The 16,671-nt window shown below is 39.5% G+C and carries 12 protein-coding genes; 7 read left to right on the top strand and 5 right to left on the bottom strand.

Annotation, left to right across the window (positions count from 1 at the left end; genetic code table 11):
- On the bottom strand, window positions 1-190 hold a 190-nt coding region (locus HRT50_RS10345), incomplete at its 3' end, for a phage integrase N-terminal SAM-like domain-containing protein (protein WP_291614087.1).
- A gap of 503 nt (window positions 191-693) precedes the next feature.
- On the opposite strand from HRT50_RS10345, the gene HRT50_RS10350 reads away from it, so the two are divergent.
- Complete coding sequence (locus HRT50_RS10350) at window positions 694-1,149, top strand: hypothetical protein (protein WP_291614089.1); 456 nt, start codon at window positions 694-696, stop codon at window positions 1,147-1,149.
- Window positions 1,150-1,538: 389 nt separating this feature from the next.
- Window positions 1,539-5,900, top strand: a complete 4,362-nt coding sequence (locus tag HRT50_RS10355) for a collagenase (protein WP_291614091.1) — start codon at window positions 1,539-1,541, stop codon at window positions 5,898-5,900.
- A gap of 102 nt (window positions 5,901-6,002) precedes the next feature.
- Here the strand turns inward: HRT50_RS10355 and HRT50_RS18855 are convergent, their stop codons facing one another.
- The 4 genes from HRT50_RS18855 to HRT50_RS10370 are packed head-to-tail and all read right to left on the bottom strand — an operon-like array spanning window position 6,003 to window position 7,708.
- Window positions 6,003-6,119 (bottom strand): hypothetical protein, encoded by a 117-nt coding sequence (locus HRT50_RS18855; protein ID WP_367238869.1) that lies wholly within the window; start codon window positions 6,117-6,119, stop codon window positions 6,003-6,005.
- Window positions 6,120-6,121: 2 nt separating this feature from the next.
- Window positions 6,122-6,715 (bottom strand): HAMP domain-containing sensor histidine kinase, encoded by a 594-nt coding sequence (locus HRT50_RS10360; RefSeq protein WP_291614093.1) that lies wholly within the window; start codon window positions 6,713-6,715, stop codon window positions 6,122-6,124.
- Window positions 6,694-7,353 carry a hypothetical protein gene (locus HRT50_RS10365; protein WP_291614095.1) on the bottom strand — a complete coding sequence of 220 codons (660 nt, stop codon included), beginning with the start codon at window positions 7,351-7,353 and terminating at the stop codon, window positions 6,694-6,696. Before HRT50_RS10365 ends, HRT50_RS10360 begins: the two co-directional genes overlap by 22 nt.
- Window positions 7,343-7,708, bottom strand: a complete 366-nt coding sequence (locus HRT50_RS10370) for a helix-turn-helix domain-containing protein (RefSeq protein WP_291614097.1) — start codon at window positions 7,706-7,708, stop codon at window positions 7,343-7,345. The genes HRT50_RS10365 and HRT50_RS10370 overlap by 11 nt, the downstream gene beginning before the upstream one ends.
- 499 nt (window positions 7,709-8,207) lie before the next feature.
- On the opposite strand from HRT50_RS10370, the gene HRT50_RS10375 reads away from it, so the two are divergent.
- The 5 genes from HRT50_RS10375 to putA all read left to right on the top strand — a co-directional run bounded on the left by HRT50_RS10375 (window position 8,208) and on the right by putA (window position 16,671).
- A complete protein-coding gene (locus tag HRT50_RS10375) occupies window positions 8,208-8,636 on the top strand; it encodes a hypothetical protein (protein WP_291614099.1) in 429 nt (142 codons plus the stop codon).
- A gap of 31 nt (window positions 8,637-8,667) precedes the next feature.
- Window positions 8,668-9,390, top strand: a complete 723-nt coding sequence (locus tag HRT50_RS10380; RefSeq protein WP_291614101.1) for a pseudouridine synthase — start codon at window positions 8,668-8,670, stop codon at window positions 9,388-9,390.
- 148 nt (window positions 9,391-9,538) lie between these two features.
- Window positions 9,539-9,841 (top strand): hypothetical protein, encoded by a 303-nt coding sequence (locus HRT50_RS10385; protein WP_291614102.1) that lies wholly within the window; start codon window positions 9,539-9,541, stop codon window positions 9,839-9,841.
- An 81-nt stretch (window positions 9,842-9,922) separates the two neighbouring features.
- On the top strand, window positions 9,923-12,529 hold the full coding sequence (locus tag HRT50_RS10390) for an EAL domain-containing protein (protein WP_291614104.1): 2,607 nt from the start codon (window positions 9,923-9,925) through the stop codon (window positions 12,527-12,529).
- 302 nt (window positions 12,530-12,831) lie between these two features.
- The gene (putA, locus tag HRT50_RS10395) at window positions 12,832-16,671 is read left to right on the top strand and encodes a bifunctional proline dehydrogenase/L-glutamate gamma-semialdehyde dehydrogenase PutA (RefSeq protein WP_291614106.1); all 3,840 of its coding nucleotides are present in this window, start codon (window positions 12,832-12,834) and stop codon (window positions 16,669-16,671) included.

Below are 16,671 nucleotides of genomic sequence, written 5' to 3' on the forward strand. Positions count from 1 at the left end.
TGACAATGAAAAGTTGGAAATCACGCAACTCTTCTTGGGTGGATGTTTCAGGAGAGTGTTGTAAAAATTCACAGAATTTATTAACACCACGGATATAAGAAATTTGTGTGTTAGTGGCGAGTTTACGCAGGATCATGTCTTCGTTGATGCGCTGACGCAGTGGTACTGAAAAGTATGGGCTGATGTTCATGGGGTATTCTCCAAGCTAAGGTGAGGCTACATGCCTCAAGACTTAGTTTAGGAATAAGTGAAGGTGTTAAAGGGGTGAACGGTGCTTGCCAAACACACCATTACCGCGGAGCGGTTTAGTTCTTTGTGGTAAAAGTGACTATTAGAATGTAACCTCATTTGCGGACTGATTATTTCAAAAGTCATGATGCGTAGTCACAAATCATTGTAATTTAATCATTACATCACACCGATAAATACCGAGTTAAGCATGAGTTAAATGACGTTAATTAAGCGTGATCTCTTTATTAAATAATATTCTTTAAAGTATTGGAGCACTTACTTTTTCAGCTTTAACCCACATCGTTATTACTGATGACTTGCTATCAATTTTTTGTCTGCAGTAAATAGGTTTCAACCCCAAGGTGCAGAAGGACTGACTTAAATACACTTGAATCAAAATCAAATTATATGATAGTTTATTGTATTCAATATACAGTTTTTTGATTTAATTGGAGAGTCAATATGAATAAAAGCATGAATAAAACTAAGGTGGCACTCGGTATACTTTTTGTTGGAATAACTGCTGGGCTTATTTATAACCAAATACAACCAGCCAACCAAACTCAGCATGGTATAGGGGACAAAACAGCCTTGACCAGTACACTGGAAATTACCAGTAACAATGACGGGCTTGCGGATAATGCTCAGTTAACCTCTACTCCATTGAATACTGTGAATAACAGTGGGCAAAATACCGAGGGAGATAGTGACGCTATTAGCGCCGCAGCTCCTTCAGCTAACAGCAATAGTAACGCCAGACTTTTGGAAAATAAACATCAACAGCCGGCAGATCACCGCAGTGCTCAGCAACCAAAAGCTCATGGTCATGAAAATCAGCACAGACATCCCGAAAACAATTCATTAATACCGCCAGGAGAGCCGAAAAAGCCACTGCCAAACCAAGAAACTAAAGGCTAATTAGTTCAATAAACCGATAGGGACATCGGTTATTGTTGATAATATTTTAATCCCCACCCCACTTTGAAATCAAGTTACTAATTTCTGCTTAACGTTCAAGTTTGAGTAATTTTTCTGTTTTTATGTTTAATTATTCACATCTTGTAACATCATAATAACAAACGATAAAATTTTCGTTAATAAAGTACGAAGAAATTCTTATTAATATACTACTTGAATATTGTATACAAAATATTATATAAAACATATTGAAACATCTTTACACATTTGTTTCGACCAGAGAGGGATGTACGCGTTAGATGCAATGAAAGCAATAAAAAATACAACATGCTTACTTTGCTACACGGACGAAATACCTAATCGCTATATTAAGAATAGGCTTAAGAAATATGAAACTAACTGCTAAGAAAACATTACTAGCCAGCGCGATATTTTTATCGTTAAACATGACCAGCGTTCAAGCAGCAACAATGTGCGGCGCTAAAACCTTAGACCGTCAAGGCGAAGTTCCTGCCAACCAAACTCACTGTATCACCGATTATGGTCATTACTTATATGTGACTGTGCCTTATGAAAATAGTAACGTAACTATTACCACTTCCGGCGGAACATTTAACGGTACTGATGCCGCTATTAAGCTTTACGATGGTAATGATTGGAGCGGAAATGTCGAGCTAAGTAGTATTACCCCGGGTACAAATGAAGAAAGCCTGACATTTGTTTCACGTGCCGGTGAGCGTTATTTTAAGATTGACGGTAATATTGAGCAAACTAGTTTAACAGTAACTATCAGTGGTGGTGATGTGCCACCACCAATGGGCGATTACGTCATTTACAATACTAATGTATTTGTCGATGTACCAGCGGCCACTATTTCGTCTAAAGCACAATACGGCCCAGCTATAGCAGCAATTTTAGTGGCAAGTTATAGTGACTTTGCTGGTATTGCTGGCGCGGCTAATGACCCTATTGATAATGTATCGCAGGCGATACATTACCTAGCCAAAGCCGATGATTTAACCGATCCGGATTTAAACCAATTATTATATTTCTTAGCCTCTTATAAATATAATGCCGCCGCATTAACTGATGCCGAAGCTTCCGCCTTAAGCACAGCGCTTTTAGCGGTTAGTCAAATGAGTAACTTCATTGCTCCAGCAGGCAGTGTAATCCAAGAAGGTTATGCCGCAGCCTTATCAAATTTCAGAAATGACGCTAGTTCAGCTTATTTTAAAGATCAGCTACCGCATTTATTAGCGATAATTCAATATTATTCTGAGCAAAGCAATCCGTTTGGCATCAGTAATGGTGGCGATACCACAATGGCATTGATGGGCGCGCTAGGTGATGCCGCTTATTATGGTGATGCTTCAATAAAGTCTGCTATCAATACCAACATGCTTGATGTGTTATCGGTAATGCGTTCATTTATCTTTTTAGGTGAAACCTCTCTTGATATGCGTTGGAGTACAGAAGCGGATAGAAAGTGGATCATGCCTCACTCATTTATCACAATGGGTAAGTTAGCATCAATTGCTAATGATGAAGCTAAAGCGCGGTTTGACAGTACAATATTAGAAGCTCGTGAAAAAGTTATTGCAACTATCTCTGTTGAAACAACAGAAACAATTCTCACTAAAAAATATTTAGAAAATGCTGGTCGTACTTGTTCAGCAGGTGACCCGTTATTTGGTAGTTGTGTTGTACCACCAAAAGAAGCAGATATTTTAACGGTTAGTTATGACTGTACTGCTAACATCACTATTCGCGCACAAGCTTCCATCAGCCAAGCAACACTTGATCAATCTTGTGTCGATATGGCCTTACAAGAAACTGAATTCCATGCATTCTTCAATACTGCAGGTACGCCAGTTACCGGAGACTTAAATGAACACATTGAAGTTGTCGCTTTTGCTAGCCCGGAAGATTATGAAAAATATGCGCCAGAATTTTTTGGCATAGCTACCGATAACGGTGGTATGTATTTAGAAGGTACTCCAACTGCGCAAGGCAACCAAGCACGTTTTATTGCTATGCAATGTCCTGACTCTTGGTTAGGCGGTTCATGTCAATATATTGATCAAATCTATAACTTACGACATGAGTTCGTTCATTACCTTGATGGCCGATATAATAAAGCCGGTTCATATGGCACCTTTGATCCCAATGCTGCTTGGGCTGAAGGTATGGCTGAATACATGGCTATGGGTAAAGATCATACGCGTACGTTAAAGACTTTATCAGGTGAAACTATTCCACCACTGTATAACATCGTCTTTATGGGATATGAGTACGATAACTTATATCCTTGGGGTTACTTTGCTATGCGTTACTTAGGTGAAGAGCATAAAAATGAAGTAGAACTTATTGCTGCAACGCTAAAAGCTGGCGACAATACCGCTTATAAAGCTGCGCTTAAAGGTGCAGTAGAACGCACCGGAGCAGGTTTTGAGACTTATATGCTGGCCAACTCTGCAACGGTTGCACCAATTGCTGCACAAATACCAGCACAAGATATGATTGGCAGTTGTGACTTAGTTCAGCAATATACTCGTTATTTTGATGCAGCAACCACCAACTTTAGCTTTACCAATACCACAGATACACCCGTGTCATTATTCTGGGTAGATAGCACTAAAGGTACCGCTAATTTTGGCAAGAATTATAAAACCTTAAATCAAGGTGACAGTTATAACTCTAGCTCTTGGAAAGTTAACGATCGCATGATGTTATCTGATAACAACATGAATTGTTTAGGTGTTGCGGTGATGGCTGAAAATAATAACACTTTCACCATTGAAGCTGAGTTAGTTAAAAATGTGGTAGCGGAAGTGATTCCAGCCTTAAATCAAATGGGTAGTTGTGCTTTAGCGCAACCGCATTTGATTATGGACCAGTCAAATGAATTTACTATTACTAATACCTCAGACACAGCTGTACGTTTATTTAGAATTGACAATACTAAAGGATCTATTATTACCAGCAGTGGTGGTACTGGCTTTACTCATGGTTATGGCGTATTAGAGCCGGGCGCAAGTTACAACAATGCCGTTTGGTACGGTGATCGCCGCTTAATGGTAACTGACAGTAGCTTAAACTGTTTAAGTGTTGGTGTGTTAAACAATGCTATTGCTAGCTTTACCATTGACCAAACTATGGTAGCTAATGCCGCGGCTGCAGAAGTGATTCCAGCAGCAAATACCATAGGTAGTTGTGCATTGATGCAGCAACACTTAACCGGTCCATTTGAAGCGGACTTCTCCTTTATCAATAACAGTGACAAACCAGTGCGTGTTCATCGCGTTGATAATGTAACTGGTGAGCTAAATGTTGATTTTGGTTTTACTACGCTTGCTACTGGCGAAAGTTATGACAGTGTTACTTCATGGAAGTGGTTTGGTAACCGCCGTGCGGCAATTACTGATGAAAGCAATCAGTGTTTAGGTGTTGCGGTAATGACCGAAGAAAACACTAGCAATGATTATGTTATTACCAATGCACTAGGTGGTGGCGGTACTCAGCCATTAGATTCAGATGGTGATGGCGTAATTGATAGCTTAGATGCTTTCCCATTTGATGCAACGGAAACGAAAGATAGTGATGGTGATGGTGTTGGTGATAACGCCGATGTTTTCCCTTTTGATGCAACTGAATGGTTAGATACTGATGGCGATGGTATTGGTGACAATGCTGATACTACGCCAAATGGTGATGTTGATACTGACGGCGACGGACATTTAGATAGTGTTGATGCTTTCCCTAATGATCCAACTGAATGGCTAGATACTGACGGTGACGGTCATGGTAACAACAGTGATGCTTTCCCTAATGATGCAACAGAATGGTTAGACTCTGACGGCGATGGTTACGGTAACAACAGCGACGCTTTCCCTAATGATGCAACAGAATGGTTAGATACTGACGGCGATGGTCACGGTAACAACAGTGATGTTTTCCCTAATGATGCAACTGAATGGTTAGACTCTGACGGTGACGGCATGGGTGATAACTCTGACCCGTATCCAAATGATGCAACTAACGGCGGCGGTGTTACCGTACCTGATTGTGGCGCAGCAACTATTACTAGTGGCAAATTAACACTGGAAAATAACGAATGTGTTGCAGGCGGTCGTGGTTCATTCTACGTATGGGTTGAAGCGGATAATACCCAGCTGTTCTTAAGCACTGCTGGTGGTAACGGTGATGTCGGTATTTATTTTAATGCAGATAATTGGGCTACCACAGCAAATGCGCAAGGGTCTTCTGCAGCTGTAGGCACAACGCAGTCCTTGCAAGTTACTGCAAACCGAGGCTGGCGCTACATTACTTTAGAAAGTACCAGTAATTATGCTGATGTAACTTTCAAAGTAAGCTTAACTGGCGAAGTAACTCCACCAGTAGAGCCGCCAGTAACGGGTACAATTGCTAACGCTTGTACTACATTAGCACCATTTACTTATGGTGCTTTAGAAACAGGTGCTGCGGTTTGTTCGGGTAATGGCCATAATAGTTATTACATCTATTTAGATGACAGTGTTACCAGTATTGAAGTGAATACTGCCCACGGTACTGGTGCAGTTGAGCTTTATACCGGAACTAGCTGGCCAACTGCGGCTAGTCATAGTCATAAGTCTACAAATGCAGGTACTACTGAGCAAAGCATCACTGTTAATAACCCACCAACAGGTTGGTTCTATATTGCAGTTGAGAGCGCAGGAAGTGACGTAGCTGTGCAAGTTGATGTGAAATAGCATAAAAAGCTAAAAGTAGTAAGCACTGGTAACGGTATTTACTAAAACAAAACGGGCCATTTGGCCCGTTTTTTTATGCTAGTTAAAAATGCAGTGTTAAATTTACGGGTGAGTTTTATTACCTACCGACCATGACATAGTGATTTTTGCACCATTGTCAGTATTTTCTAAGGTGAAGTCACCGCCATGATTACGGGTTATTTCCGCACAAAGCGACAAACCTATACCTGAGCCATGACTTTTAGTGGTGTAAAAGGTGTTAAAGCATTATCAAGGTTAGCAAAGCCTGGACCATTATCGGTTATTTCAATAATTTGCCGGCCTTGTTGATAACCTTGTGAGTTTCCTTGTTGGTAGAAAAGACTAACGCTAATCTGACAACATTCTTTATCACTCGCTTCTTGGGTATTCTTGAAAATATTAATTAATATTTGCGCCATTTGTTGTTCGTCAGCATAACATTGGCCACTACCTTGATAATGTATAGTGCAGGCCTTAGTGATCATGGCTTTGGCTTCATCAAGTAAGTTATTAAAATTAAACCAGGTCGATTTAGGCGTAGGCAGTTGGCTAAGCTGACTATATTGTTCAATAAAACTAAGTAAGCGTTCACTTCGTTGCTTGAACCGACCCAATACCATGCGCACTTGTTCTTCATTAAAACTATCGTTGCATAATAAGGTATCTGCCATTGACGCCATTGGGGTTAACGAATTACGCAATTCATGAGCTAATACCCGAATAAGGTTTTGCTGGGTAACGCTTTGTTGTTGATGCAGTGGCTGGGAAATATCTAAGGCAGAAAAATGTGACATTTTTTTTGCTGATATAGGTAGCTAATAATTTGGCATTGCCACTGTTGATTAAATTGGCTGTGCGATAAGGCATCGTTCTCCATGACAAAGCCTAAATCTGCTGCGCTGGTACCTATTAGCATAGGCTGCTGAATTTTATCTTTCATGGCAATATTTCGATAGCTTAGCTGAGTATTTTCATCGAACAAACACACTGGAATAGGCCAAGAGTCGAGAATGTGGCTAAGGACATTTTCCAGTGTTTGGTTTTGTTGTGCTTTGTCGGCATTACCTATGGCGAGTGCCGATATTTCTTGCTGTAATTCAGCCAGTAAATTGTCTTTGTGTTGCACTTTAAAGCGTAGGTTGGTTTCACCCTCAAGGATCACTTGCGTATAGGTAGTTAGCTGCATAATAGTTTGTCGCCAGAAATGATAACTTCGCCAAGCAAGCCAGATAAGAGGATAAGCAAGGAAGAACAGTAAAGTAGCAATTGCCAACTTACTCCAGCCCATCTTATAAGTAAGCGCAGCTGTTAAGCTGAATATAATGGTGAGTGTGCAAGCTAAGCCAAAAGCTAGCCATTGCTCATGACTTAGCTTTAAAGCGAATGGTTTAACTGGCGTTTTAGCACTACCTGCTTTAATGTTATTCGGCATGATGAATGGCAAGTTTTTCTAGGCGTCGGTAGAGCGCATTACGAGAAATATCTAATAATTTTGCCGCTTCTATTACTTGACCGCCAGTAACCGCCATGGCTTTTTCAATCAGCTGTTTTTCTGCTGGTTCTAGCGGTTGTAATACCACTTCATCGCTAATGTTATTGGCATTATCTAATAACAGTTGTAGCGCCGTTATTTCATTGGTAGTGCTAAGCAGCACAGCACGTTCAATAACATGGCTTAATTCTCGGATATTCCCGGGCCAATTATGTTGTTTTAATTTATTGAGCGCGCAAGCACTGATAGTTAAAGTTTGCTTACGATACTTAGCGCAATTTTCATAAAGTTTCACTGTAATTCTTAACTGATGAAAGTAGTAAATAAATAACTGTGCCAAAATTGTAATTGTAATTGTAATTGTAATTAAATCAGTGCTTTTGTTGGTTTGTGTAAAGTAAATTGTGTTCGTTTTTAAAAGGCTGATATTCGAAAGTGAATTCATTTATGAGTTTTTTTATGAACGTGATGCCAGTCTTGTTGGTAGCGGTTGTTCGTCTTATTTACCTTAGCGGTTGTAATGTGGTGTAATGTTATCTCTTTGGCATCTGGGATAGGTTAACTTAAGTTGTCGAGCAAAAAAATATAGCAATGGAAAGTGGTGTTTAGCTGCTAATCACAGGGTAAATTAATTTACATGTCATTGCTTGAACAAGCTGAAGTTTGTTGGTAACAGGGGTATTATATGCGGCATAGAAAATAGTTTTTAAAGTTGTGCCAATGCTATGTCTAAACGGTGCTTAGGTTAGGTTTATCTAGCGATTTTATTACTTCATCGATGCAGAGCAGAAAATATGACTGAAGCGCTACCACTGACCATTAAAGTAAATAATGACTTACTCGACAAGTTACCCAAAATAAAATCCATTAGCAATAAGCTTGAGGCACAGTTTAATTTTCAAACCTTAACAGCTAATTGGTATGGCAATGAAGATGATATTTTAATTATTCAGTTATCTTTAGAAACGCCCACCAGTTTTAATAAGCGGCAAAAAGAGATTGAAAAATCACCCGCAAGTGCAGTCATTATTAGCTATTTATCTGATGACGTGATTAGCAGCTTTAATGAAGCTGAGCAGCAATTACTTTGTATTATAGCGATTACTGACTCAGAGCAGACCTTACTCGAATTGCAGCCAAAGATACTCACTGGTTTTATCGAGAAAAAGTTACATAAAGTACTTAATTTAATCGCTCAGCAGCAGTCCCTGGCTAGCATATAATTGTTAGCATCTCTGGGGGGAAATAAAGTTTATGGCTATTAATACCACACGCTTAGATCGTTTTATTAGTGAGTTCTGCAAATTTAACCGCAAAGCTGTACGTTTGGTTTTAGCGCAAAAGCGCGTTTATGTCGATGGTGTGTTAGCAAGTGATATTGCGCAACTTGTTGATCAGTTTTCACATATCACCTTAGATAATGCGGTCTTACAAGCGAATAAAACATATTACATTATGCTCAATAAGCCTGTGGGTGTTGTTTGCGCCACCAAAGATGACAAACATAAAACAGTCATTGATTTACTTATTGGACAGTTTGATCAGGAAACTCGAGAGAGTTTACACATAGTTGGGCGCCTCGATTTAAATACTTCGGGCTTAGTGTTATTAACTAATGATAGTCGTTGGTCGGAGCGTCTCACCTCTCCTAAGCATAAGGTGGCCAAGCATTACCATGTGACACTGGAGAAGCAGCTAACCGATGAATACATCAGTGCTTTTGCTCAAGGTATGTATTTTTCCTATGAAAAAATAACCACACAACCGGCAGAACTGGAGATTATTTGCCCTTTTGAGGCCAAGGTGATTTTAACCGAAGGGCGTTATCATCAAATAAAACGTATGTTCGGGCGCTTTGATAATAAAGTTGTCGCATTACATCGTTATGCTATTGGCCAGTTGAGCTTAGATGAAACATTAAGCAGCGGTGCAAGTCGGCCGTTATCGGCATCAGAAGTGGTTAACATAAGTGCTTAAAAATGAATCTAAAATTGAGTTTTTTACTGGTAGTTGATTGATATTGTTAGTAATAATATCGGCACTCGCATTTTAGTCTTGCTTGGGTATAATGTCATAGCGTAAAAGAATGTTTCAAAGTTGAATAAATTGTTAATGGAATTGTTAAATGAATAAATCATTGTTATTAGTTGTGCCGATTATTATCTTATTGGCTAGTTGTTCGAGTGTTGATAATGCCTGTGAAGATGTCACCCTAGCATCGGAACAAATTCAACAGTGTCAGGCATTGCATAAGAAAATTGTTAATGCCAAAGGTGATGTACTTATTCGTACCGAGTTAGAGCGTCGCTACCAACAAGATTGTATTGAAATTCGTTATTACCGTGATGAACATCAAGCGGCTATCTGCGGTAATAAACATAAGATAAAAGCAGTGAATAAATCAGCTGATGTAGAAGCGCAGCAATAAGCAAACTCCCTTATGTTTGTTAATTTATTTATCCAATGCTTAATAGATACGAGAGCGAAATAATTAAACGGTATGGTAATTTTGAAAGCAGAAAATCAACAGACTAAGATGAGTAAATCTGCAGAACAGTTAATACATGCTAAAGAAGCAAGTATTGTTAAGCTATCTGAAGATGTTGATTTTTTAGAGAAACAAAATGCCGACTTACAAGCCCGTTATACCGCATTATTTAAACTTAATCACTTATCACAAGAGTGTAATGATCTAGATAGCTTCTACCCGCAAGTGCATAGCACCATTGCCTCTTTGATGACCGCAGAAAACTTTTTTATTGTTTTATACGATCAAACGTTTGACACCTTAGAGTTTGTCTATTTTATTGATGAAAAAGATGAAAAACCTCCAGGGCTTATTGATTATCAAGATTATGAGGGCTCACTTACAAATTTAGTCATTGAGTCGAAACAGCCGTTATTACTGACGCCAGAATTAGAAAAACAACTGTTTGATAATTATAAAATTAAGCCGTTTGGCGCCCAAGGTAATGACTGGTTAGGTGTGCCATTACTGCACAATGGCCTAGTTATAGGCACAATCACCATACAAAGTTATGACGAAAATATTCGCTATAATGATGCTGATTTAAATCTGCTTACCTTTGCCGCTCAACATGTTGTTGGTGCTATGGTGCGTTTACAAGATCAGCAACGTTTAAAAAATGCGGTTAACGCCCGTACTAAAGAGTTAATGGCGCAAATTCGTGAGCGAGAAAAGTCAGAATTATTACAAGAGTCATTATATCGAATCTCCGAGTTAACTACGGATATCGAACTCGATATAGATACCTTTTATAGTAAGGTGCACAATATTATTGGTCAGTTGATCAATGCTAAGAATTTCTTCATTGCTAAATATGAACATGATAGCCAAATGTTGTATTTTTCTTATTATGAAGATGAACATCCCAGTAATTTAATTAAAGATTTCCAACCGAGGAAGCTCTCTAACGGCTATTCCGAGTTAGTGTTGCGCCGCCGAGCAACGGTGTTATTGACCTATCATGAAATGATGAGCTTGCACCTTGCCGGTGAAACGGCTAAACCACAAGACGATATTCATTCTTGGCTTGGCGTGCCGCTGATTTATTCAGGGCAGTTACTCGGTGTTATGGTGCTACAAAGTTACCATTATAAAACCACTTACAATCAACAAGATGCCGAACTGCTTAATTTCGTTTCTAACCATGTTTCTGTGGCCATTAAACGCCGAGAGTTAGCCGATTTTGAGCGACGTAGTCATGAATTACTTGAGCAGCAAGTTAAACTGCGCACCTTGGCGCTTGAAGATGAGATAACCCAGCGTAAACAAGCGGAGAAATTATTAAAGCACACGGCCGCCCATGATAGTTTAACCGGGCTACCGAACCGAACTGTGTTTCTTGATTTACTTAATCACGCGATTGCCTGTGCTAAGCGCAAAGATGATTTTTCTTTTGCGGTACTATTTTTAGACTTAGACCGTTTTAAAGTGGTTAATGACAGTTTAGGGCATCATGCGGGCGATTTGCTATTAAAAATAATCGCCCGAGAATTACTGGCTATTGTTCGTGATAAAGATACCGTTGCTCGCTTAGGTGGCGATGAATTTGTCATTTTAATTGAAGACTTACCTTCAAATGATGAAGCTTTTGACGTAGCAGAGCGCATCACCACATTTCTGCAAGAACCCTTTACCATCGATAATCAGTTGGTATACACAGGGACTAGTATTGGTATTTCATTTAGCAATAAACGTTACGATGATGCCAATACCATGCTAAGAGATGCTGATACAGCTATGTATCATGCCAAAGATAATGGCAGAGGGCGTTATGAAGTCTTTGATGACAGTATGCATCAAAAAGTACAAAACGCCTTAAGTCTTGAAGCAGATATTCGTGAAGCGATTGCTTGGCAGGAGTTTATTCCTTATTTTCAACCAATTATTCAACTCGATAACCGAGAGCTTAAAGGGTTTGAGGCCTTAGCTCGCTGGCAAAGTACTAAACGCGGTTTTGTGTACCCTAATGATTTTATCCCATTGGCTGAAGAAACCGACTTAATTCAAGCCATTGATCTACAGATTATTGAAAAAGCTTGTCAGCAGTTGAAGCTTTGGCAAGATGAGTTAGGTTGTGATGATCTTTATGTCAGTTGTAATTTATTTTCTAAGCAGTTTTTTAGTACTAGCTTACCGCATGATATTGAAAAGGTGTTGCAAGAAACAGGGTTAGCGCCGCACAACTTACGGGTTGAGTTAACCGAGCGCGCATTGTTGGAAAATGCTGAAATAGTACTGACAAATATGCAAGCCTTGAAAGATATGGGCGTGAAAATATTGCTCGATGACTTTGGTACTGGCTACTCAAGTTTAGGTTATTTGCACCGCTTCCCCATTGATATACTAAAAATTGATCGCTCCTTTATTAGTAATGTCCATGAGCATGAAAATCATAGTGCCATTATTCGTACCATAGTCGATTTAGCTAATAACTTACAAATGGCTACTGTCGGTGAAGGCATAGAAAATTTAGCCGATGCTGAGTTATTGCAAGAGAAAGGCTGCATATACGGACAAGGCTATTATTTTGCCAAACCGATGTCGCCAAAAGATGCCACTGACTATATTATTGAGAAAATAACTAATTAAATAGCCAAGTAAATAGCTAAGTAACTCACTTGGTAAGAATCCACTCCCTTCGACAATCTGTCAGCTTACAAATCATCCAACAACTCATTAGATGGATGGTTTTCAGTATATTATTCTGACAATTCGTCATTTAACCCTAGAATAATTCGGAAAACTCGTAAAATAACCAGCACATTCTGTGGCTGTTCTCCTAAACTTCGCTTATATATTTAATGTTGTCACTTATTAATATTTTATTTATTAATAGGAATTCGACTATAACTAAAGCAGGAATTAGCCTGCTTGCATTTAAGGAAATAGCCATGCTTTTTACTGGTTCATTAATCACTGATTGCCCGATTAGACAAAAAATTCGTGAATTTTATCGTATCGATGAAAATGTTGCCGTTGACCATATTCTACCTATTGCTGAAGTTAACGTTAGTGCCCGAAGTCGTGCTTGGGAACGTGCCCGTAAGATGGTAGTGCAAATTCGTCAAGACCAGGAAGGTAAAGGCGCAATTGATGCGTTACTAAATGAGTATTCACTTTCTTCAGAAGAAGGTGTGGTATTAATGTGTTTGGCGGAAGCGTTATTACGTGTGCCAGATAAACATACGCAAGATGAACTTATTCGCGATAAAATTTCTCAAGGTCAATGGAGTTCTCACTTAGGAGCTAGTGACTCTATATTTGTTAATGCTTCATCATGGGGCTTGTTATTGACTGGCTCTATGGTTGATTACGCCGATAAACGTAAAAAAGATCACTTTGGTTTATTGAAAAAAACTATTGGCCGTTTAGGTGAACCCGTAATTCGTAAATCAATGAACTATGCCATGAAAATTATGGGTAAGCAGTTCGTTATGGGTGAAACCATTAAAGCAGCTACCGTGCGTGCAGCGACCAAAGAGCAGCAAGGTTATGTTTATTCATACGATATGCTGGGTGAAGGTGCACGTACTATGGCTGATGCCGATAAGTACTTTAAAGCTTATCAAGATGCTATTACTGCCATTGGTGAGGTAGCCGTTGCTTCAGGTAAAAATGATCCACGTAAAGTACCTGGTATTTCAATTAAATTATCTGCTATTCACCCGCGTTATGAGTTTTCTCATAAAGGCCGAGTCATGGCAGAAATAGTACCTAAGTTAAAGGCGTTATGTTTACAAGCTAAGCAATACAATATTGGCTTAACGGTTGATGCTGAAGAATCAGAACGCTTAGATATCTCATTAGATATTATTGAAGCTGTATTTAGTGATAGTGACCTAGGTGATTGGCAAGGCTTTGGTTTAGCACTACAAGCTTACCAAAAACGTGCCATTTTTGTGGTTGAGTGGTTACGTGATTTAACCTTGCGCACGAACAGAAAAATGATGGTGCGTTTAGTTAAAGGTGCTTATTGGGATACTGAGATTAAAAATGCTCAAAAAGATGGCTTAAGTCATTTCCCTGTTTTTACCCGTAAGTCATCTACAGATGTTTCTTATCATGCTTGTGCCAACAAATTATTAGCATACCGCGATACTATTTACCCACAATTTGCCACACATAATGCTTACACAGCGGCAACTATTGTTGAACTCGCTGGCGATGATAAAGCTGGCTTTGAATTCCAATGTTTACATGGCATGGGTGATTCGCTGTACGATCAAATTGTTAAAGATGAAAGCATTCAATGTCGAATTTATGCGCCAGTAGGCCATCATGAAGACTTACTTGCCTACTTGGTACGCCGTTTATTAGAAAATGGTGCTAACTCATCTTTTGTTAATGCCATCGTTGATGAGTCGCAACCGGTTGAATCATTATTAGAAGATCCGGTAGAAAAAACTCAGCGTTTAAAAGCTAAATACAATAATCAAATCATGATGCCTATTGATCTGTATCGTGGTGAAGAGAAAGTTGAAGGAACGCAAGGTCGTGATAATTCTAAGGGTTTAGACTTAAGCGATATTAATGAAATTACGCCACTAAAAGCGTCTTTAGATACTTGGTTTGTTGAGCATTTACTTAACAAAAATGATGTACCTGAAGGGGCTAATGCGGTGATGAACCCAGCTAAGCGCTCTGAAATCATTGGTTTCCATCAACATGCTAGCAAAGATGATATGTTGGCAATGATTGATAAAGCTGACACTGCGTTTACTACTTGGTCACAAACACCTGTCACTGAACGTGCCGCGTTACTGTGCCGCATTGCTGATATTTTAGAACGCCATACCGATGAGCTTATCGCTTTGTGTATCAAAGAAGCCGGAAAAGTTGCTCAAGATGGTATTGATGAAGTACGTGAGGCCGTTGATTTTTGTCGTTACTACGCCGCTCGCGCGATTGAATTAAGCGATGATGAAAGACTAGAAGCACGTGGCGTCGTCTTATGTATTAGCCCGTGGAACTTCCCGCTAGCTATTTTCTTAGGGCAAGTCGCTGCGGCAATTGCTACAGGTAATACCGTGCTAGCAAAACCTGCGGAGCAAACCGGTTTAATTGCCTTACGTACCATTGAATTAATGAAGTCTGTTGGTTTACCTGAAAACGTAGTACAAGCGGTTATAGCGCGCGGTAGTGCGGTAGGTAATACTATTATTCCTGATAGCCGTGTGCAAACCGTTATGTTTACTGGCTCGACAGAAACAGGCACATTAATTTCACAAACGCTAGCTGAACGTGGTGGCGATCAAGTGCCATTAATTGCTGAGACTGGTGGTCAAAACTGTATGATCGTTGACTCAACGGCTTTACCTGAGCAAGTGGTAGACGATGTTATTTCATCGGGTTTCCAGAGTGCCGGTCAACGTTGTTCGGCACTACGTGTACTGTTTTTACAAGAAGACATTGCTGATGATGTTATTACTATGCTGCAAGGTGCTTTAGCCGAATTACATATTGGTAATCCTGCTAAATTGAGCACCGATGTTGGCCCGGTAATTGATCAAAAAGCCCTTGATGCGCTTAATGCACACGCCGATTATATGAAGTCTCATGGTAAATTATTATACCAATGTGAGTTTTCTGATGAAGTAGTCGATGAAGAAGGTCACTTCTTCTTTGCGCCACGTTTATATGAAATTGATGATATTAGCGTATTGAAAAAAGAGGTTTTTGGTCCTTGTGTACATATTGTTCGTTTCAAAGGTGATGAAATTGAAAGTGTTGTTGATAAAATCAATGGCACAGGTTTTGGTCTTACTATGGGCATTCATACACGTATTGAGCAAAGAGCCATTGAACTAGCAAAATTATCGCGTGCCGGTAATATATACATTAACCGTAATATGATTGGCGCTGTTGTTGGTGTACAGCCTTTTGGTGGTCGTGGTCTTTCGGGTACTGGTCCAAAAGCGGGTGGTCCAAGTTACCTAACGCGTTTAGTTAAAGAAAAGGCAACACCAGACGCTAACAGCTTTAATTTACAGACAGAAAAAATTGCTAACTTAACTGGCAGTGCCGCAGAGAGCCATGAAGCAACGCGCTTAATGGAGAAAGCCAATTGGGCCGAGAAAGAGTGGCGTTCATCTGAATTAAACACTCGTATTTCTTGTGTGCGTCAGTTACTTGCTAAAATTGCCCACGTAGAAATTGTTGATGATTTAGCCGATGATTTAAACCGTACATTAGCAGCAGCACGTTCGCAGCTTATTAATATTGAAAAGCGTTTGAAAAAACCACAAGAGTTACCTGGTCCAACAGGTGAATCCAATATTATTTACTTGGAAAACCGCGGTAATATTATTTGTTATGCCGATGAGAAAGTCAGCTTCCACTTCTGGGTACAATCGATAGTGACAGCGCTTGCTACTGGTAATACCGTTATTACTGTTGTTTCTGACTTGTTCTACCAAGAAGCACTAGCCTTTAGAGATAAGTTTAATGCTACCGGTGCCAGTAAAGGTGTTTTTCAAGTGGCTAAATTATGTCACTTAGAAACTTTGCTAGCTCACCCTGCTTTGTCGGGTGTGGTGGTTGATAGTAATTGTGAGAATAAGCACTATGTGAGTGAAAAATTAGCACAACGTTATGGCGCTATTTTACCGGTAATAAGCTCTGAGTATTTTGATAACTTAATTCAGCGCTTAATTACCGAGAAAACCATTAGCATAGATACTACCGCCTCAGGTGGTAATACTTCACTAATGACCATGGTTGAAGAAGACTAG

Origin of the sequence: Colwellia sp. (assembly GCF_013215345.1) — a bacterium.
Classification (GTDB): domain Bacteria; phylum Pseudomonadota; class Gammaproteobacteria; order Enterobacterales; family Alteromonadaceae; genus Colwellia.

Excerpts from the sequence above, each read along its gene's own strand:
- HRT50_RS10350 (WP_291614089.1), top strand. The coding sequence starts at position 694 with ATGAATAAAAGCATGAATAAAACTAAGGTGGCACTCGGTATACTTTTT.
- HRT50_RS10355 (WP_291614091.1), top strand. The coding sequence starts at position 1,539 with ATGAAACTAACTGCTAAGAAAACATTACTAGCCAGCGCGATATTTTTA.
- HRT50_RS10360 (WP_291614093.1), bottom strand. The coding sequence starts at position 6,715 with ATGTCACATTTTTCTGCCTTAGATATTTCCCAGCCACTGCATCAACAA.
- HRT50_RS10365 (WP_291614095.1), bottom strand. The coding sequence starts at position 7,353 with ATGCCGAATAACATTAAAGCAGGTAGTGCTAAAACGCCAGTTAAACCA.
- HRT50_RS10375 (WP_291614099.1), top strand. The coding sequence starts at position 8,208 with ATGACTGAAGCGCTACCACTGACCATTAAAGTAAATAATGACTTACTC.
- HRT50_RS10380 (WP_291614101.1), top strand. The coding sequence starts at position 8,668 with ATGGCTATTAATACCACACGCTTAGATCGTTTTATTAGTGAGTTCTGC.
- HRT50_RS10385 (WP_291614102.1), top strand. The coding sequence starts at position 9,539 with ATGAATAAATCATTGTTATTAGTTGTGCCGATTATTATCTTATTGGCT.
- putA (WP_291614106.1), top strand. The coding sequence starts at position 12,832 with ATGCTTTTTACTGGTTCATTAATCACTGATTGCCCGATTAGACAAAAA.